General features: G+C 65.6%; 14 protein-coding genes. 9 read left to right on the forward strand and 5 right to left on the reverse strand.

The annotated features are described in order from the left end of the window. The first annotated feature begins 128 nt into the window (after positions 1 to 128). The 5 genes from XH92_RS02595 to XH92_RS02615 are packed head-to-tail and all read left to right on the forward strand — an operon-like array spanning position 129 to position 5,888. Positions 129 to 1,706, forward strand: coding sequence for an ABC transporter substrate-binding protein (locus XH92_RS02595; RefSeq protein ID WP_194457835.1), 1,578 nt, complete (start codon positions 129 to 131; stop codon positions 1,704 to 1,706). After that, entirely contained in the window at positions 1,703 to 2,704 is a 1,002-nt protein-coding gene (locus XH92_RS02600; RefSeq protein ID WP_194457836.1) for an ABC transporter permease, read from the forward strand. Before XH92_RS02595 ends, XH92_RS02600 begins: the two co-directional genes overlap by 4 nt. Next, on the forward strand, positions 2,704 to 3,537 hold the full coding sequence (locus XH92_RS02605) for an ABC transporter permease (RefSeq protein ID WP_194457837.1): 834 nt from the start codon (positions 2,704 to 2,706) through the stop codon (positions 3,535 to 3,537). The genes XH92_RS02600 and XH92_RS02605 overlap by 1 nt, the downstream gene beginning before the upstream one ends. After that, the gene (locus XH92_RS02610) at positions 3,534 to 5,228 is read left to right on the forward strand and encodes an ABC transporter ATP-binding protein (protein WP_194457838.1); all 1,695 of its coding nucleotides are present in this window, start codon (positions 3,534 to 3,536) and stop codon (positions 5,226 to 5,228) included. The genes XH92_RS02605 and XH92_RS02610 overlap by 4 nt, the downstream gene beginning before the upstream one ends. A gap of 24 nt (positions 5,229 to 5,252) precedes the next feature. Then, a complete protein-coding gene (locus XH92_RS02615) occupies positions 5,253 to 5,888 on the forward strand; it encodes a pyridoxamine 5'-phosphate oxidase family protein (protein ID WP_194457839.1) in 636 nt (211 codons plus the stop codon). A gap of 343 nt (positions 5,889 to 6,231) precedes the next feature. Here XH92_RS02615 and XH92_RS02620 read toward each other — a convergent pair whose 3' ends face one another. From XH92_RS02620 to XH92_RS02635, 4 genes are all read right to left on the reverse strand, one after another. Next, positions 6,232 to 9,381: an efflux RND transporter permease subunit gene (locus XH92_RS02620; protein ID WP_194457840.1), complete on the reverse strand. Its 3,150-nt coding sequence runs from the start codon at positions 9,379 to 9,381 to the stop codon at positions 6,232 to 6,234. 13 nt (positions 9,382 to 9,394) lie between these two features. Next, positions 9,395 to 10,312, reverse strand: coding sequence for an efflux RND transporter periplasmic adaptor subunit (locus XH92_RS02625; protein ID WP_194457841.1), 918 nt, complete (start codon positions 10,310 to 10,312; stop codon positions 9,395 to 9,397). 257 nt (positions 10,313 to 10,569) lie between these two features. After that, on the reverse strand, positions 10,570 to 11,220 hold the full coding sequence (locus tag XH92_RS02630) for an OmpA family protein (protein ID WP_194457842.1): 651 nt from the start codon (positions 11,218 to 11,220) through the stop codon (positions 10,570 to 10,572). 141 nt (positions 11,221 to 11,361) lie between these two features. Then, positions 11,362 to 12,915 (reverse strand): caspase family protein, encoded by a 1,554-nt coding sequence (locus XH92_RS02635; protein WP_194457843.1) that lies wholly within the window; start codon positions 12,913 to 12,915, stop codon positions 11,362 to 11,364. 378 nt (positions 12,916 to 13,293) lie between these two features. On the opposite strand from XH92_RS02635, the gene XH92_RS02640 reads away from it, so the two are divergent. After that, entirely contained in the window at positions 13,294 to 14,100 is an 807-nt protein-coding gene (locus XH92_RS02640) for an N-acyl homoserine lactonase family protein (RefSeq protein WP_194457844.1), read from the forward strand. A 53-nt stretch (positions 14,101 to 14,153) separates the two neighbouring features. Next, positions 14,154 to 15,035, forward strand: coding sequence for an NAD(P)-dependent oxidoreductase (locus XH92_RS02645; protein ID WP_194457845.1), 882 nt, complete (start codon positions 14,154 to 14,156; stop codon positions 15,033 to 15,035). 175 nt (positions 15,036 to 15,210) lie between these two features. Here XH92_RS02645 and XH92_RS02650 read toward each other — a convergent pair whose 3' ends face one another. Then, a complete protein-coding gene (locus XH92_RS02650) occupies positions 15,211 to 15,771 on the reverse strand; it encodes a MarR family winged helix-turn-helix transcriptional regulator (RefSeq protein ID WP_371817926.1) in 561 nt (186 codons plus the stop codon). Between the two features lie 194 nt (positions 15,772 to 15,965). Here XH92_RS02650 and XH92_RS02655 point away from each other — a divergent pair, with 194 nt between their 5' ends. Both XH92_RS02655 and XH92_RS02660 read left to right on the forward strand, forming a co-directional pair. Beyond that, the gene (locus XH92_RS02655; protein WP_194457846.1) at positions 15,966 to 17,594 is read left to right on the forward strand and encodes an FAD-dependent oxidoreductase; all 1,629 of its coding nucleotides are present in this window, start codon (positions 15,966 to 15,968) and stop codon (positions 17,592 to 17,594) included. Between the two features lie 10 nt (positions 17,595 to 17,604). Next, the gene (locus tag XH92_RS02660) at positions 17,605 to 17,835 is read left to right on the forward strand and encodes a DUF2783 domain-containing protein (protein WP_194457847.1); all 231 of its coding nucleotides are present in this window, start codon (positions 17,605 to 17,607) and stop codon (positions 17,833 to 17,835) included. The last annotated feature ends 27 nt before the right edge of the window (positions 17,836 to 17,862 follow it).

The raw sequence follows: 17,862 nt of genomic DNA on the forward strand, positions 1-17,862 counted from the left end.
CAGTTGGCCCGATCGCGATGGTTGTTGTCCCCATTCAGGTAGCGCGGGATAGGGCGTTTGGCAACAATGCCTCACCCCGCGACATTCGCCGAAATCGAATGCCTGACGCGCGGCGACGGAGAGGTCCGATGAACAGACGCGAATTCACCAAGGCGATGCTGGCCTGCGGTGCAGCCATCCCGTTCGGCATCACGCGGGCGGCGGGCCAGACCCGCGGTGGAACGCTCAACACCATCATCCAGCCCGAGCCGCCGGTCCTGGTGACCGCGCTGAACCAGCAGCAGCCGACCCTGACGCTCGGCGGCAAGATCTATGAAGGCCTGCTGAAATACGGCGCCGACCTCAAGCCGATGCCCGGCATGGCGCAGTCCTGGGAGATCTCGCCTGACGGCCTGACCTACACATTCAAGCTGTTTCCGGGCATCACCTTCCACGACGGCAAGCCGATGACCTCGGAGGACGTGGTCTTCAGCTGCATGAAGCTGCTGGTGGAGACGCATCCGCGCGCGCGGCAGAACTTCGCCCGCGTGGCGTCGGCCGAAGCACCCGATCCGCTCACCGTCGTGTTCAAGCTGAAGCAGCCGTTCGCGCCGTTCATCGGCTGCTTCGACTGCACGTCCGCACCGATCGTGCCCAAGCACATCTACGAGGGCACCGACTATCGCAAGAACCCCGACAACGACAAGGCGATCGGCACCGGCCCCTTCAAGCTGAAGGAATGGGTGCGCGGCTCGCACGTTCACCTCGTCCGCCACGATGGCTACTATCTGAAGGACGAGCCTTATCTCGACGAGATCGTCTACCGCGTGATTCCGGATGCGGCCTCGCGCGCCCTCGCGCTCGAGAACGGCACCGTGCAGCTGGTGCAATGGTCCGACGTCGAATTCTATGACGTGCAGCGCTTCAAGGCGCAGAAGAACCTCGAATTCACCACCAAGGGCTACGAGTATTTCGCGCCGCATCAATGGCTCGAGATGAACAATCGCATCGCGCCGATGAACGACAAGCGGTTCCGGCAGGCGGTGATGCACCTGATCGATCGCGAGGCGTTCAGCAAGCGGGTGTATTTCGGCAACGCCAAGGTCGCGACCGGCCCGGTCTCGTCGAAGACAAAGTTCTACGATCCGAACGTGAAGCGCTACGAGTTCTCGGTCGACAAGGCCAAGGCGTTGCTCGACGACATGGGATTGAAAGCGGGCGCCAACGGCAAGCGGGCCGAGATCAAGTACATCGTGCCGCCCTATGGCGAGTCCTATCAGCGCGCCGGCGAATTCTTCCGCCAGAGCTTTGCGCGCGTCGGCATCGACCTCGTGCTTGTCGGTACCGACATGGCCGGCTGGGCCGAGAAGGTCGGCAACTGGGACTACGAGATGACCCAGAATCTGCTCTACCAGCTCGGCGATCCCGCGCTCGGCGTGGCCCGCACCTATATTTCGTCGAACATCAAGAAGGGCATCCTGTTCTCGAACACGCAAGGCTACTCGAACCCCGAGGTCGACCGACTGTTCGATGAAGCCGCGATCACGCTCGACGAAGCCAAGCGCCAGGAGCTCTACAGCAAGGTGCAGCAGATCCTGGTCGAGGATGTGCCGGTGGCCTGGACGCTCGAGATCGAATATCCCATCATCTACGACAAGGCGTTCAAGAACATCGTGACGACGGGCATCGGCTCGCACGAAACCTTCGGGTCGGTCTACAAATCGTGACCCGGCTCGGGAGCGCAACGGCGATCGGGCTCCAGGCGATCAGCCGCATCGCTCAGCTCGTCGCCGTGATCCTCGTCATCGCGACGTTCAACTTCGTGCTGGTGCGGGCCGCCCCCGGCGATCCGGCCCAGGTGATGGCCGGGCAATCCGGCGCGTCCGATCCAAAACTGCTCGATGATCTGCGCAAGGAGTACGGGCTCGACAAGCCGTACTTCGTGCAGCTCGTAAGTCACCTCGGCCGCGTCGTCAGGCTCGATCTCGGCTACTCCTATCGCCAGCGCCGCCCGGTCGTCGACCTGATCCTCGAACGGCTTCCGGCGACGCTGCTGCTGACGGTGACGGCGTTCTGCCTCGCGCTCCTGATCGGCACCGCGCTCGGCGCGCTGGCGGGGCTCGCGGCCGGCAGCGTGCTCGACACGGTGTTCACCGTGCTCTCGCTGGTGCTCTACGCGACGCCGGTGTTCTGGCTCGGCCTGATGCTGGTGCTGGTGTTCTCGGTGACGCTCGGCTGGCTGCCGCCGTTCGGCTACGAGACCATCAACGTCCAGCTCTCCCCGATCGAGCACGCGCTCGACATCATGAAGCACATGATCATGCCGGTCACCTCGCTGGCGGCGATCTACCTGGCGATCTATGCACGGCTGATGCGATCCTCGATCATCGAGGTCGCGCAGCAGGATTTCATCAAGACGGCGCGCGCCAAGGGCCTGTCCGGCACGCGGATCGTGGTCGGCCACATGCTGCGCAATGCGCTGGTGCCGGTCGTCACCGTCGCCGGCATGCAGGCCGGCGCGCTGGTCGGCGGTGCCGTGGTGATCGAGACGGTGTTCGCCTGGCCCGGCCTCGGCCGCCTGACCTTCGAGGCGCTATTGCAGCGCGACTATCCGGTGCTGCTCGGTATCTTCCTGATCCTCTCGATCGTCGTGATCGCGCTCAATCTGCTGACCGACCTGGTCTACCGCCTGATCGATCCGCGCATGACCACTGGGGCGGCGTGATGGAGACAGCGCGCGCCTTCCTGCGTCATCCCAGCGGAATGATCGGGCTTGTCCTGCTGCTCGTCGTTGTCGTCGTCGCGATCATCGCGCCGATCGTGTTTCCGGTCTCGCCCTGGGAAATGGTCGGTGCGCCGTTCACACCGCCGGGTGAAGACGGATTATGGCTCGGCGGCGATACGCTCGGCCGTGATGTCGCGGCCGGCGTCGCCTATGGCGCGCGCGTCTCGCTGCTGATCGGCATCGCGTCGGCGCTCGCAGCGATGGCGATCGGCGTCGTGATCGGCGCGATCTCGGGTTATTTCGGCGGCAAGGTCGATCTGGTGCTGATGCGGATGACGGAGTTGTTCCAGACAATTCCGGCCTTCGTGCTGGCGATCCTGCTGGTCGCGACCTTCAATCCATCGCTGCTGACGATCATCCTGACCATCGGGGCGGTGAGCTGGCCGCCGCTGGCGCGGCTGACACGCGCCGAATTTCTCCGTCTCCGCCATCGCGAGTTCGTCGAGGCCGCGCTGTGCCAGGGCGAGCGCACCTGGCGAATCGTGCTCGGCCACATCCTGCCGAATGCGATCTCGCCGATCCTGGTGGTGACGTCGCTGACGGTCGCGACCGCGATCCTGCTGGAAAGCGCGCTGTCCTTCATGGGGCTCGGCGATCCCAATCTGATGTCGTGGGGCTTCATGATCGGCGCGGGGCGCACCGTGATCCGCAATGCGTGGTGGATGAGCGTGTTTCCCGGCGTTGCCATCCTCGTCACCGTGCTGGCGATCAACCTGTTCGGCGAAGGCCTGTCCGACGTCCTCAACCCGCGCGTCTCGAGGCGCCGGTCATGAGCGACGCCATGCAGTCCAGCGCGCCGGTTCTTGCGGTCGATGATCTCTCGATCGCGCTCCCCAAGGGCGGCGACCGGCCTCTCGCGGTCGAGAACGTGTCGTTTGAGATCAAGCCGAACGAGGTGGTCTGTCTGGTCGGCGAATCCGGCTCCGGCAAGTCGATGATCGCCCATGCCGTGCTGCAACTGTTGCCGCGCGGCGTCGATATCGTGTCCGGCAGCGTGACGGTCGCGGGGAAGGATCCGTCGAAGCTCGACGGCCGTGGTCTGCGAAACCTGCGTGGCGGCAATGCCGCGATGATCTTCCAGGAGCCGTTGTCCTCGCTCAATCCGCTCAAGCGGGTCGGCAAGCAGATCGAGGAGATGATCCTGGCGCACCAGCGGCCGACGCCATCGACGGCGGAGGTCCGCGAGCGGGTGCAGACGCTGCTGACGCAGGTCGGGCTGCCGAACCCGCTGCTGCTGGAGAAGAGCTATCCGTTCGAGCTGTCCGGCGGCCAGCGCCAACGCGTGATGATCGCGATGGCGATGGCCAACCGGCCTGCGCTGCTGATCGCGGACGAGCCGACCACCGCGCTCGATGTCACGACCCAGCGCCAGATCCTGCGCCTGATCGACGATCTCCGGCGCGAGCGCGGCATGGGCGTGTTGCTGATCACCCATGATTTCGGCGTCGTCGCCGACGTCGCCGATCGCGTCGTGGTGCTGCGCCATGGCAAGGTGGTCGAGCAGGGCACCGCCAGCGAGGTGCTGCGCAATCCGGAGGCCGCCTACACCCGCGAATTGATCGACGCGGTTCCGAAGGCGCGGCTTGCCGATATCCATGACACGATCGTGCGGCCGGAGCCGCTGCTGGAAGTCGTCAGCCTGCAAAAGACCTTTCGGGTCAAGCGCGGCTGGTTGCAGCCGCCGCGCGAGGTGGTCGCCGCGGACGGCATCTCGCTGACCCTGCACGAAGGCGAGACGCTGGCCGTCGTCGGCGAATCCGGCTCCGGCAAATCCACGCTCGGGCGCATGATCATGCGGCTGACCGAGCCGGATGCCGGCGCCATCCGTTTCGGCGGCGCGGACCTGCGGCAACTGCGCGGCGAGGCCTTGCGCCAGGCGCGGCGGCAGCTCCAGATCGTGTTCCAGGATCCGTTTGCCAGCCTCGATCCGCGCCAGAAGGTCGGCGATGCCATCGCGCGGGGCCCGATGGCCTACGGTACCTCGCGCACTGATGCGATGGCGCAGGCGAGGAAGCTGCTGGTGCGGGTCGGCCTGTCGGAAACCGCCGCGGATCGCTACCCGCACGAATTCTCGGGCGGCCAGCGCCAGCGCATCTGCATCGCGCGGGCGCTCGCACTCAAGCCGCGGGTCCTGATCGCCGACGAGGCGGTGTCGGCGCTCGACGTGTCGGTGCAGGCCCAGGTGCTGGCGCTGCTCGCCGAGCTGCGCCAGGAGATGCGGCTCGCGATGATCTTCATCACCCATGATTTGCGGATCGCCGCCGAGATCGCCGACCGCGTCATCGTGCTGCAGAAGGGACGCATCGTCGAGGAAGGCAGCACGGCCGAGGTCTTCACCGCGCCGCGCCAGGCCTATACGCGTGACCTGCTCGATGCGATCCCTGGTCGCGATTTCTTCGACCAGCCGGGCTTTGCGGCCGCGGCCGAGACGGCGAGGATCGATTCCGGCATCGACGCGGTATAGACTAACAATAAAGGGAGGTTCGCTATGGGTCATGAGGGCGCAGGCGGCAAGCCGCCGGTCAAGTCGCAGGAGGATCTTCGTGGGCATTTCGGGCAAGTGAGCCCGCTCGCGGAGAAGAAGGTGCTCAACCATCTCGACAAGTTCTGCCGCGACTTCATCGCGCTGTCGCCGTTCCTGGTCATCGCCTCCAGCGACGGCAAGGGCCACGCCGACGCGAGCCCGCGCGGCGATGCGCCGGGCTTCGTCTCGGTGCTCGACGACAAGACGCTGCTGATCCCGGACCGCCGCGGCAACAACCGGGTCGATACGTTCGGCAATATCCTGGCCTCGCCCGGCGTCGGGCTGATCTTCATGGTGCCGGGCATCAACGAGACGCTTCGGATCAACGGGCGGGCGGAGATTTCGCAGGAGCCGGATCTCCTGACGCCGCTGACGGTGCAGAACGTCACGCCGATCATCGGCATGAAGGTGCATGTCGATGAGACCTACTTCCATTGCGGCAAGGCGCTGATGCGCTCGAAGCTATGGAATCCCGCCGCGCAGGTCGAGCGCCACAGCTTCCCGACGCTGGGCCGCATCATCGCCGAGCAGACCGCAGCGATCGAGGTCGAGACCGCCGAGAAGGCGATGGAAGAGGCGTATCGGACGCGGCTGTACTAGGGCTTGATGAAACCGCATTGAATCGGTCTTGCCGCGAGCCGGTTCATCCCCTGCCGTCCACCGCCGTCATCGCCCGGCCTCGACCGGGCGATCCAGTACGCCGCGGCCCCTCGGCTCAAGCACTGCTGCCTCTGGAATACTGGATCACCCGCCTGCGCGGGTGATGACGCCGAGCAAGGTTGAGGCGTCTGCACGATTTCGGAATAATGGAATCGTACCCCTGAGTTGCCCGACGTGTCAAGCTGTCGGGCCGCCGGCAAGCCGCTCGGCTCCTTTGCATGGGGTTGTTTTCGAAAATTTGGTGGGCGCCCCTTCATCGGCCGCTAACACGGCGCGCCTCGGTTCACTCCGCCGCAGGCGAGATCATGTTCGGCGGGCCGGGCTTCTTGGCCTTGCCGGCCTCGGGCTCGCTCGGGGTGAGCTCATGGTCGGCATGCGAGACCACGAGCCGCTTGCCGAGGCGCCAGATCAGGCCGCCGATATCGTCCATCACCATGAACATCGCCGGCACGAACACCAGCGACAGCACGGTCGAGAAGATCAGGCCGCCGATCACCGCGAGCGCCATCGGCGAGCGGAATTCGCCGCCGGCACCGAACGCCAGTGCCGAGGGCATCATGCCGGCGGCCATCGCGATCGTGGTCATCACGATCGGGCGGGCGCGCTTCATGCCGGCGTCGATCATGGCATCCTCGCGCGCCTTGCCGTCGCGGATCGCCTCCACCGCGAACTCCACCAGCATGATGGCGTTCTTGGTCACGATGCCCATCAGCATCAGGATGCCGATCCACACCGGCGTGGTGAGCTGCTTGCCGGTCAGGAGCAGCGCGCCGATCGCGCCGCCGATCGAGAGCGGCAGCGAGAACAGGATGGTGATCGGCTGCAGGAAGGTGCCGAACAGCAGCACCAGCACGGCATAGACCATCATCAGGCCGGCGGTGATCGCGGTGGCGAAGCCGTCGGACAGCTCGGCGAGGCTCTCGGCGTCGCCGGACGGGCTGACCTTGACGCCCTTCGGCAGGCTCTTCATGACCGGCAGATCGTAGATCAGCTTGGTGGCGTCGCCGAGCGCGGCATTGCCGACCAGGTCGGCCGCGACGGTCGCCTGCCGCTCGCGGTCGTAGCGGTTGATGCTGGTCGGGCCCTGATCGAGCTGGATGTCGGCGACGACGGAGAGCGGCACGCCACCGCGCTCGCCGCGCTGGCCGAGCGGCACGCGCAGCTGCTCCAGCATCTGCAGATCGCTGCGCGCATTGTCCTCGAGCTGAACGCGGATCGGCACCTGGCGGTCGCCGGCGTCGAACTTGGCCAGTGCCGGGCCGACGTCGCCGATGGTGGCGACGCGGATGGTCTGCGACAGGCTTTCGGTCGATACGCCCAGCCGTGCCGCGAGCTCGGCGCGCGGACGGATGCGCAGCTCGGGCCGGTCGAGCGCGGTCTCCGAGATCACGTTGGCGATGATCGGGATCCGCTTCATCTGCGTCGCCAGTTCGCTGGCGACGTTGTTGACGATGTTGCTGTCGGTGCCGGTGACGACCAGCGAGATGGCACGCAGGCCGTTCTCGTCGAGGAACCAGAACCTGATGTCGGGGACGTTGTCGAGCTCCTTGCCGATCGACAGCTCCAGCTCGCGCTGGGTGATCCTGCGGTCCGCCTTCGGCGTGTAGTTGATGATCAGCGCGGCGCGGCGCACTTCCTGAATGCCCGGCGGCACGCGGCCGCCGTCGACGAACACGCTGCGCACCTCGGGCCGCTTGCGCAGCCGCGCCACGATCTCCTCGGTGACCTTCTCGGTATAGGCAAGCTGCGAGCCGGGCGGCAGCTCCATCGCCAGCAGCGAGCGCGCGGTGTCCTGCGCCGGCAGGAAGCCCTGCGGCAGCAGTGTGATGCTCCAGATCGACGCGGCGAACACCGCAAAGCCGATCAGCACGGTGATATAATGGTGCTTCACCGACCAGGTGACGAGGCCGTGATAGGTGCGCAGGATGCGGCCGGGCGGCGGGTCGTCGTGGTCATGGTGCTTGAGGAAATAGGCGGCCAGCATCGGTGTCACGAAGCGCGCGGCGAGTAGCGAGAAGAACACCTGCACCGACACGGTGATGCCGAACTGCTTGAAGAACTGACCGGCGATCCCGGACATGAAGCTCGCCGGCGCGAAGATCGCGATGATGGTGAGCGAGATCGCGATCACCGCGAGGCCGATCTCGTCGGCGGCCTCGAGCGCGGCGCGGTAGGGCGTCTTGCCCATCCGCATGTGGCGGACGATGTTCTCGATCTCGACGATGGCGTCATCGACGAGAATACCGGTCGACAGCGTGATGGCGAGGAACGAGACCAGGTTGAGCGAGAAGCCGAGCAGGTCCATCGCCCAGAACGCCGGGAAGATCGACAACGGCAGCGAGACCGCCGCGATGATGGTGGCGCGCATGTCGCGCAGGAACAGCAGCACGATGATCACGGCGAGGATCGCGCCTTCGAACAGGGTCGAGATCGCGGCCTCGTAATTGCCCTTGGTGAACTCGACCGAGGTGTCGATCAGCTTGAGGTCGACGTCGGGATAGGCCACTTTCAGCGCGTCGATCCGCTTCTGCACCGCGGCCGCGACGACGACGTCGCTGGCGCCCTTGGAGCGCTTGATGCCGAGCGCCACCACCGGCTCGCCGTTGAAGCGGGCGAAGGTGCGCCGGTCGGCGATGGTGTCGGTGACGGTGCCGAGATCGTCGAGCCGGATCTCGCCGCCGCCGAACAGCGGGATCATGGTGCCGGCGAGCTCGTTCAGCGTCTTGGCGCCGGCCAGCGTGCGGATCGCCTGGTCGTTCTTGCCGATCTCGGCGCGGCCGCCGGCGACGTCGACATTGGTGCCGCGCAGGATCTGGCTGACGTTGACCGCGGTAAGCCCCACCGCCTGCAGCTTGTCTGGATCGAGCGAGACCAGGATCTCGCGCTCGACACCGCCGATGCGCTCGACCTGGGCGACGCCGCGCACGCCCTGCAGCGCGCGCTTGACCACGTCGTCGACGAAGTATGAGAGCTGCTCCGGCGTCTTGCCGGGCGAGATCGCGGCATAAGTCACGATCGGCAGGCCGATCACGTCGACGCGCTGGATCAACGGCTCGGTGACGTTCTGCGGCAGGTTGGCGCGCACCCGCGTCACCGCGTCCTTGACGTCGTTGAGCGCGCGGTCGGTGTTGGTCTCCAGCGCGAACTGGATCGTGGTCACCGACAGGCCGTCGGTGATCGAGGAGGAGATGTGGCGCACGCCCTCGACGCCGGAGACGCCGTCCTCGATCGTCTTGGTGACCTGCGATTCCAGTTCCGACGGCGCGGCGCCGAACTGCGAGACCGCGACCGAGATCACCGGAATGTCGGCGCTCGGCAGCCGCGTCACTGCGAGCTTGGTGAAGGAGACCCAGCCCAGCACCAGCAGGATGATCGAGAAGACGATCGAGGGAAGCGGGTTCCGGATCGACCATGCCGAGATGTTCAAAGCCATGAGCTTGCCTGAATTAGCGTGATCGCGTGCGATCGAGTTCGTCGGCGAACATGGTCTTGATCTGGTCGCCGTCATGCAGCGAGGTGCCAGCATCGGCCACGACGATTTCGCCGACGTCGAGGCCTTCAAGGATTTCGGTCGAGGTGTCGGAGGTCAGCCCGACGCGCACCCTGCGGGTCTCGACTGTGTTGCCCTTCACGACCTGCAGGGTCAGGCGGTCGATCGCGGTGCGCGGCACCGCGACGCCGCAGGAGCGCTTGGCGTCGATGTTGGCGCGGGCGAACATGCCGACCTTCAGCGTCGGATTGTTGTTGATGGTGATGCGGACGTGCCCGAGCTGGGTGGTGCGGTCGATCTGCGGCGAGATCTGGCGGACCTTGCCGACGATATCGGGCGCATCGTCGCGGCTGATCCGCACGTTGGCGCCGGGATTGAGCTTCAGCAGTTGGAAGCCCGGCACCTCGGCATCGAGCTCGATCTCGTTGTTCACCGAGATCTTGAACATCGGCGGCGCCTGCGGCGAGGCCGGGGCGCCGGGCGCGGTGCGCACCTCGGTGACGAGGCCGGCGGCCGGCGCGCGCAGCACCAGCGGCTTGGCATTGCCCTGCGCGGCCTGCTGCGGCGGCGGGGTCAGCCGCGCCAGTTCCTGGTTCTCGGTCACGGCGTCGCCCTCGCGGACCAGCACGTCGGTGACCTTGGAGCCGTCCTGGTCGACATTCACCTGCGCCTCGCGGCGCGGCACGATGAAGCCGGTGACGCGGACCATGTCGGAGAAGCAGGCATTGGTCGACTTCGTCACCACGACCAGCGCCTGGCCCGGCGTCTCCTTCTCCTCCGGACGGGAGCGGTGCTCGAACGCGTAATAGGCGACAGCCAGCGCGAGGAAGACCACCGTGCCAAGCGCAGGCTTGAGGTATTGGGAAAAGTTCATCGCCTGATCAATCCAGCGCTTGGCTCGTATCGATAGTGATTATCTTGGGCGCTCGTCGAAGTCTCGCCACGTCGTCGTATTGCGTGAGCATCGAAAAGGCCAAGGTCCATTGTTCCGGATCATGCCCGGACGTCATGTGAGGCGGGTCACCTGTGAGGCCGCTTTGGGCTGCGGCCCTAAAGCAAATGCGCCCCGCCGGGGTGCGGGACGCATTGTAACCCCAAAAAGGGGCCACGCCACCGCTCATCACATCCGGATCACTTGGACGCGGTGTCCTTGTTTTCCACGTTCACGACCTGGACGCGCCGGTTGATGTCCGCCATCGGGTGGCTCGGGTCCTTCAGCTTGCTCTTGCCATAGCCGACCGTGACGAGGTCGGTGCCGTTGATGCCATATTTGTCGACCAGATAGCGCTTGATGGCGTCGGCGCGGCGCTCCGAGAGGCCCTGATTGTAGTCCTCGCCGCCGGCGGCGTCGGTATGGCCGGCGACCACGAAGGTCGAGCCCTTCAGGTCCTGATTGGTCAGGGCGCGGCCGAGCGCCTGCACCGACGGCAGTGACTTCGCGCTGATGTCGGCGGAGTTGTAGTCGAAATTGATCTCGAGATCGATCTTCGGCTTGTCCTGGACGATGGTCGCGATTTCCTCGCGCTCAGTCGAGGACAGCGAACGGGTGGCGCGGCCACGGATGCTCTGCACGAACTTGGCCTGGTCGGCATTCAGCCCGGGCGAGGTCTGCGGGCCGACCGAAAGGCCGCGGGTCAGCGGCTTCTTCTCGGGCGTCAACGCCTTGATGATCTGGTCCTCGGTGACATCGTCACCGGCGCGGGCGGCCGCCATGCCGAACGACAGCACGGCGCCGACGGTCACGATTGAAAGCATCGCGGCCCTTGCCGACGGCTTGAACATCTCGGTCCCTCCTGCGCAGGCTGGCGCGGTTCCATGCAACGGTTGAGATTGATCGCGGACATCGCTGCCCGGCATGCATCCTCTGATTAGTCGCGCGATTGCAGCGGCGGTTCGAGCCGCAGGCAGGCCGTCGTCCATATGTTACTGGACGCCGTAGTCGGCGAATTCCTTGACGATGTTCGGGTCCATCGCCTTGGCGTTGGCGATGTCGAGATCGCCTTCCGCGACCGCGCCGTTGCGCTTCTTGGCAAGGCCGCGCCCGTACAGCGACGAGGTCAACCGCGGGTTGATCTTCAGCGCGGCGTCGAAATCGGCGATCGCGTTCTTGTTCTGCCCGCCCTTCAGGTTCATCAGGCCGCGGCTGTCGAGCGCATCGACGAAATTCGGGCGCAGCCGCAGCGCCTCGTTGCAGTCCTTCAAGGCGGCCTGCAGGTCGCCGATCACGGTGCGGACCCAGCAGCGGTTGTTGTAGGCCTCGACATCCTTCGGGTTCAGCCGCAGTGAATTGGTGAAGTCCTTCACCGCGAGGTCGTAGGCGCCCTTGCTGGCAAAGACCTGGCCGCGGCGATACAGCGCAGCCGCGTCATCCGGATTCTTGTCCAGCCTGTCGTTCAGGCTCTTGATCGTCGGATCATCGGCGAGAACAGGCGAAGTGCTCGGCGCCGGCGTGGGCTGGATCACCACCGGCGGCGGAGGCGCCGGCGGCGGCAGCGCGATCTCGGGCGCCTTTGGCGCGGGCGGCGGTGCCGTCGGAGCTGTCGCGACGGATGGCTTCGGCGGCGCCGGTGGCGGCGCAGTTGCCGCAGGAGGCGGCGGTGCCGGCGTCGGCGTTGCCGCGGGCGGGGCTGGCGGCGCCGGGGGAGGCGCGACCGGCGGTGCCGCGGCCACCTCGGGCGACGGCGATGCGGCGGGCGTGGGCCCGGCAGTCGATGCTCCCGGCGCACCGCCCGGAATGAACGAGAAATCCTCGGCCAGCGACGACGAGATCCACGGCACCTGTTCCTGCCGTGAGGCCCGGGTCACGCCGACGCGGGTGCGGTTCAGCGTTTCCTCTGCCATCAGGTCGGGGGTGCGGATTTCCTTCAGCAGTTCCCGCACGAACAGGCTGCGGTCGCTGCCATTGTCCGAGACCACGGACGACAGCGCGGCCGAATACATGACCAGCGTTCCGTTGGGTGCGATCACCGGGGCAAGCCCCGCCGAGAAGCTGCGGAAGCGGCGCTCGAACGGGTTGCGCCTGGAGGCATCGATCAGGGCGATCTTCACCCCGGCGCCGCGGCTGTTGATCTCGCCGAGCACGGTCTCGAGGCTGAAGCCGTCGCGGCGGACGTCGGCCTCGGCCCAGATCTGGGCATCGACCGGGATCATGTAGCTCTGCCGGTTCGACTGGATGCCGTAGCCGGAGAAGAAGATCAGCGCGACCGAGCCCGGCTTGATCTTGCCGTAGAGCCGGTCGAAGGCACGGCGCATGCCGTCGCCGGTCAGGTTCTCGCCGACCTCGACGGTGAAGCCGTCGCGCTTGAGCTCGTCGGCGACGTCACGGGCGTCGTTGACCGGCTCCTTCAGCGGCGCGTCAGCGTCGGGATATTTGGCGTTGCCGATGACCAGCGCGAAGCGATCGCCGGCGGCGAAGGACAGGGTCGGCGACGCGATTGAAAAAATCAGCGTGGCGAGCAAGGCAAGGCGGATTTTCATAATCGCGGCAAATCCAGATCGCGGCATTCCAATGAAATGGCGCCGCTTCCAGCCTGCGCCCCGGGGACCTTACTCTAGCGAAATCGCATTATCAAACCACGGCCAAACCCCGTCAACGACTTGCGGCAGCATCGTTTATCGCGGCGGCGATCATTAGGCCGCACTGCAACAGCACGCGGTCATGGCCATCGCCGTCGTGGCATGGTGCTGGTTCCTTTGAGCGGATAATGTGATTGCACTCACAGTGGCTTGCGCAGTGGTTTGGGCCGATCTGTCATGCGCGCGTCGCAGTCAGCGCGGTTTGACCTTTGCGCGAGGCGATGGCTTTGTGTTCGGGACGCAAGCCATTCAACAAGACCGCAAGCAAGAGCGAAACCGATGGGAAACGCCTACGAGATCTACGCCCTGCGCTATGCGACGATGTCGCCGCGCACGCCCCACCTGAATTTCCTGCTGCCCGATCCGCATGACACCACCGCGCAGGATCTGGATTATTTCGTTTGGCTGATCCGCGGCCACGGCCGCGACATCCTGGTCGACACCGGCTTCAACGCCGAGGAAGCCAAGGCGCGCGCCCGCAAGCTGACGCTCAACCCGGTCGATGCGCTGGCCGGCTTCGGCGTGTCGGCCGACGCGATCCGCGACGTGATCGTGACCCATCTGCATTACGATCATGCGGGCAATCTGGATCGCTTCCCGAATGCCAAATTCCATCTGCAGGAACGCGAGATGAGCTACGCGACCGGCCGCTGCATGTGCAACGGCATGCTGCGCCATCCGTTCTCTATTGAACATGTCACCCAGATGGTCCGCCACGTCTATGGCGAGCGCGTCACCTTCCATTCCGGCGACGGCGAGATCGCGCCCGGCGTCACCGTGCATCGCGTCGGCGGCCATTCCGACGGCCTGCAGGTGGTGCGGGTCGAGACCGCGCGCGGCCCGGTCGTGCTGGCCTCCGACGCCGCGCATTATTATGCGAACCTGCACAGGAGGAGCCCGTTCCCGATCGTCTATAATGTCGGCGACATGGCGCAGGGCTGGGAGACCGTCGAGCGGCTCGCCGGTCATCCTGACCGCTTCATTCCCGGCCACGATCCGATCGTCAGCGAGATCTATCCGCGCGCCAGCGACAAGGTCGATGCGTTCGCCCTGCATCTGGCGCCGTCGCGATCGTTCGCGAAATAGCTTCGCCGGTTTGGGCGAAGCGCAGTTCAAGAAACGTCAAAAGAAGAGTTGATATGACTGAATACAAGACTCTCGGATTCATTGGCCTCGGCGTGATGGGTGAGCCGATCTGCCGCAACCTCGTCAAGAAGAGCGGCAAGCGCGTCGTGGTGTTCGACCTTGCGCCCGAGCCGCTGCAACGGCTGCGCGCCGACGGCGCCGATGTGGCTGAAACCGTTGCCGACGTCATCAAGCAGAGCGATGCGCTGTTCCTCTGCCTGCCGAGCGCGAAGCATGTGCGCGCGGTGTTCGAAGGCGACGGAATTTTGAAGAATGTGAGGGCCGCCCAGGTCGTGGTCGATCTCGGCACGTCCTCGGTGAGCCAGACCCGCGACTTCGCCGCGCAATTGCAGGCCAAGGGCGCGGCCTGGGCCGACGCGCCGATCGCGCGCACCCGGCAGGCGGCGCAGGACGGTACGCTCAGCGTCATGGTCGGCGCGGTGCCCGCGCTCTATGCTGCGATCGAGCCCTTGATCCGCTGCTTTGCCACCGACGTCACCAATTGCGGCGAGGTTGGCGCCGGGCAGGTCACCAAGATCCTCAACAACATGGTGCTGTTCGAGACCGTGAACGCGCTGGCCGAGGCCGTTGCGGTGGCGAAGCACAATGGCGTCGATCCGAAACTGCTGCTGGAAACCCTGTCGAAAGGCTCGGCCGACAGCTTTGCGCTGCGCAACCACGGCATGAAGGCGATCGTGCCCGGCGTGTTTCCCGAGCGCGCGTTCTCGACCGAATATGCGCTGAAGGATCTGTCCTACGCGCTCGAGCTTGCCGCCGATGCCGGCATCAAGATCCGCGGCGCGGAGCTGATCGGCACGGTGCTGCAGGAGGCGATCGACAAGGGATCGGGGGAGAATTATTTCCCGGTGATCGCGAAGCATATCGATCGCGGCTAGTGCAATATTTCGCCTCGCATCAGTGTGCGTAACCCTATCACCGTCATGCTGAGGAGGCCGCGCAGCGGCCGTCTCGAAGCACGACGGCCCGACTGCGGCCGTGCATCCTTCGAGGCTCGCTCCGCTCGCACCTCAGGATGACGGGTTTGGTAGCTGTGCGCGAAAGAGGGCCGCCTTAATACACGTCCTTGGCGTCGGCCTCTTCGCTGGTCTGCACCAGCTCGAGGCTGTTCTCGACCTTGCCGAGCAGTCGGCCGAGGTCGCGGCGTTCCTGCGCGGAAAGACAGGACAGGATCTCCTGCTCCTTGCGCAGCAGACGCGGGATCAGCTCCTCGTACAGCGCCTGGCCCTTCTTGGTCAGCCGCAGGCGGAATTCGCGGCGGTCGTCGGCGTTCTCGACGCGCTCGACGATCTCGCGCTCCATCAACGCCGACACCGCGCGGCTGATCGTGGACTTATGGGTGCGGGTGCAGTGCGCGATATACTGCGCGCTGCAGGGATCGCTGCGGAAACCGAGCGTGGCAAGCACGCGCCATTCCGGAATGTCGAGGCCGTAGCGCGCCTGATATTCGCTCGACAGCGCCGAGGACACCTCGGCCGCCAGCCGATTCAGACGGAACGGCATGAAGTGGAAAAGGTCGAGGCGCTTCTTGGTCGGCGCGGCATCGTCGCGCGCGTCCGCTTCCACGGCGCTGCGCGGCCGGGCTGGAGGCTGGCTTGCAGAGGTTCTGGCCAAAAATTCCTCCAATTTGAGTTGACGGCGAGCCCGACTGGGAGTTTAAGATAGTTGCAAGTGAGACTAATTTAGCAAGGTCACGGCCGGCCCGCAAGGTCCTGGTCGTAATCCAGTCACACAAGCCGCAGCTCGAGCACAAAATAAGGGCCGGCGGCACCAGGGAACATCCAGGGTCACGCAATTAGGGTCACGCAATGGCATCAGCCAACACGGCACAGGCCAAAACCCAATTCGGCTATCGCCGCCATCCCGACCAGGACCGGTCGGGCGCCAATGTCGCGGAGCATCCGGTCGTCGTGGTCGGCGCTGGGCCGGTGGGATTGTCGCTCGCGATCGATCTTGCGCAGCGCGGCCAGCGCGTGGTGCTGCTCGACGATGCCGACCGGATCGGCGAGGGCTCGCGGGCGATCTGCTTCTCGAAACGCTCGCTCGAATTCTGGGATCGCCTCGGCGTCGGCGACCGCATGGTCGAGAAGGGCGTGGTGTGGAGCGTCGGCAAGATTTTTCACGGCGCCTCGCAGCTCTACCAGTTCAATCTTCTTCCTGAAGAAGGCCACAAGCGGCCGGCTTTCATCAATCTGCAGCAGTTCTACGCCGAGGCCTATCTGGTCGACCGAGTTGAGCAGCTGCCTGAGATCGACCTGCGCTGGCGCAACAAGGTGATCGCGCTGGAGAGCCGCAACGATGGCGTCGCGCTGACGATCGCGACGCCTGAAGGCTCCTATCAGGTGCATGCCTCCTTCGTTGTCGCCTGCGACGGTGCGCGGTCCTCGCTGCGGCAGATGGTCGGCGCCGAGTTTGCAGGCCAGGTGTTCGAGGACCAGTTCCTGATCGCCGACGTCAAGATGACGGCGGCGTTTCCGACCGAGCGCTGGTTCTGGTTCGATCCGCCGTTCCACGCCGGGCGCTCGGCGCTGCTGCACAAGCAACCGGACGATATCTGGCGGATCGACCTGCAGCTCAATCCCGATGCTGATCCGGTCGCCGAGAAGCAGCCCGAGAACGTCCGACCGCGGATCGAGCGCATGCTCGGCCATGACAAGTTCGAGTTCGAGTGGATCTCGCTGTACAAGTTCCAGTGCCGCCGGATGGCCAGGTTCATCCACGGCCGGGTGATCTTTGCCGGTGATTCCGCCCACCAGGTCTCGCCGTTCGGCGCGCGCGGCGCCAATTCCGGGCTCGAGGACGCCGAGAATCTGGCGTGGAAGCTCGACCGCGTGCTGCGCCGGCTGTCGCCGGAAGGTCTGCTTGAGACCTATCACATCGAGCGCAGCGCGGCGGCGGACGAGAACATCCGCGAGTCCACCCGCTCGACCGATTTCATGGCGCCGGTAACCCGGCAGGAGGCGCGGCTGCGCCAGGCCGTGCTGTCGCTCGCAGAGGATACCGAGTTCGGCAAGCGCATGGTCAATGGCGGCCGGTTGTCGGTGCCGTCGGTCTACGACACGCCGCTGTCGAGTGAGGATCGTGACGACTGGCGCGGCGGCCCGCGACCGGGCACCTCGATGCCGGATGCGCCGGTGACCGAGCAGGGCGGCGGTTCCAGCTATTTGACCGACGTTTTCATCAAGAAGGGAACACGCTTCACGCTGCTGGAGTTTGGCAATGGCACAGCTCTCGATGTGCCTGATGGCGTCGGCACCATCCGCGTCGGCGGCGAGGGTGGGCTGGTCGACGCGCAGGGCCTCGCCGGCAAGCGCTACGATGCCGAGCCCGGCACTGCCTATCTGCTGCGGCCCGATGGTTATGTCGCGGCGCGCTTCCGGAAAGCGGCGCGGCCGGCGCTCGACGCGGCACTGGCGCGCGCATCAGGCGTGAACTGAGGGATCTGCGATGGCGCTGTCGACCAGTTCGAACTTCGCAAAGCCCGATGACGCCTTCCGCGCTATCGTCGAGGCACATCGCGGCCTCACCGAGGCGCAAAGCGCCGATCTCGATGCGACGCTGGTTCTGGTGCTCGCCAACCACATCGGCGATCTCGACGTGCTACGCGAGGCGATCGCGCTGGCGAAGCGGCGCATGCTGGACGCGAGCCAGCAGCAGCAACAACAGCAACAACAATAGCACTGATCAAACGGACAGGATTGAACT

This window comes from Bradyrhizobium sp. CCBAU 53421 (assembly GCF_015291625.1).
Taxonomy (GTDB): Bacteria; Pseudomonadota; Alphaproteobacteria; order Rhizobiales; family Xanthobacteraceae; genus Bradyrhizobium.

Excerpts from the sequence above, each read along its gene's own strand:
- XH92_RS02635 (WP_194457843.1), bottom strand. The coding sequence starts at position 12,915 with ATGAAAATCCGCCTTGCCTTGCTCGCCACGCTGATTTTTTCAATCGCG.
- XH92_RS02620 (WP_194457840.1), bottom strand. The coding sequence starts at position 9,381 with ATGGCTTTGAACATCTCGGCATGGTCGATCCGGAACCCGCTTCCCTCG.
- XH92_RS02645 (WP_194457845.1), top strand. The coding sequence starts at position 14,154 with ATGACTGAATACAAGACTCTCGGATTCATTGGCCTCGGCGTGATGGGT.
- XH92_RS02625 (WP_194457841.1), bottom strand. The coding sequence starts at position 10,312 with ATGAACTTTTCCCAATACCTCAAGCCTGCGCTTGGCACGGTGGTCTTC.
- XH92_RS02640 (WP_194457844.1), top strand. The coding sequence starts at position 13,294 with ATGGGAAACGCCTACGAGATCTACGCCCTGCGCTATGCGACGATGTCG.
- XH92_RS02605 (WP_194457837.1), top strand. The coding sequence starts at position 2,704 with ATGGAGACAGCGCGCGCCTTCCTGCGTCATCCCAGCGGAATGATCGGG.
- XH92_RS02655 (WP_194457846.1), top strand. The coding sequence starts at position 15,966 with ATGGCATCAGCCAACACGGCACAGGCCAAAACCCAATTCGGCTATCGC.
- XH92_RS02630 (WP_194457842.1), bottom strand. The coding sequence starts at position 11,220 with ATGTTCAAGCCGTCGGCAAGGGCCGCGATGCTTTCAATCGTGACCGTC.
- XH92_RS02660 (WP_194457847.1), top strand. The coding sequence starts at position 17,605 with ATGGCGCTGTCGACCAGTTCGAACTTCGCAAAGCCCGATGACGCCTTC.
- XH92_RS02595 (WP_194457835.1), top strand. The coding sequence starts at position 129 with ATGAACAGACGCGAATTCACCAAGGCGATGCTGGCCTGCGGTGCAGCC.
- XH92_RS02615 (WP_194457839.1), top strand. The coding sequence starts at position 5,253 with ATGGGTCATGAGGGCGCAGGCGGCAAGCCGCCGGTCAAGTCGCAGGAG.
- XH92_RS02610 (WP_194457838.1), top strand. The coding sequence starts at position 3,534 with ATGAGCGACGCCATGCAGTCCAGCGCGCCGGTTCTTGCGGTCGATGAT.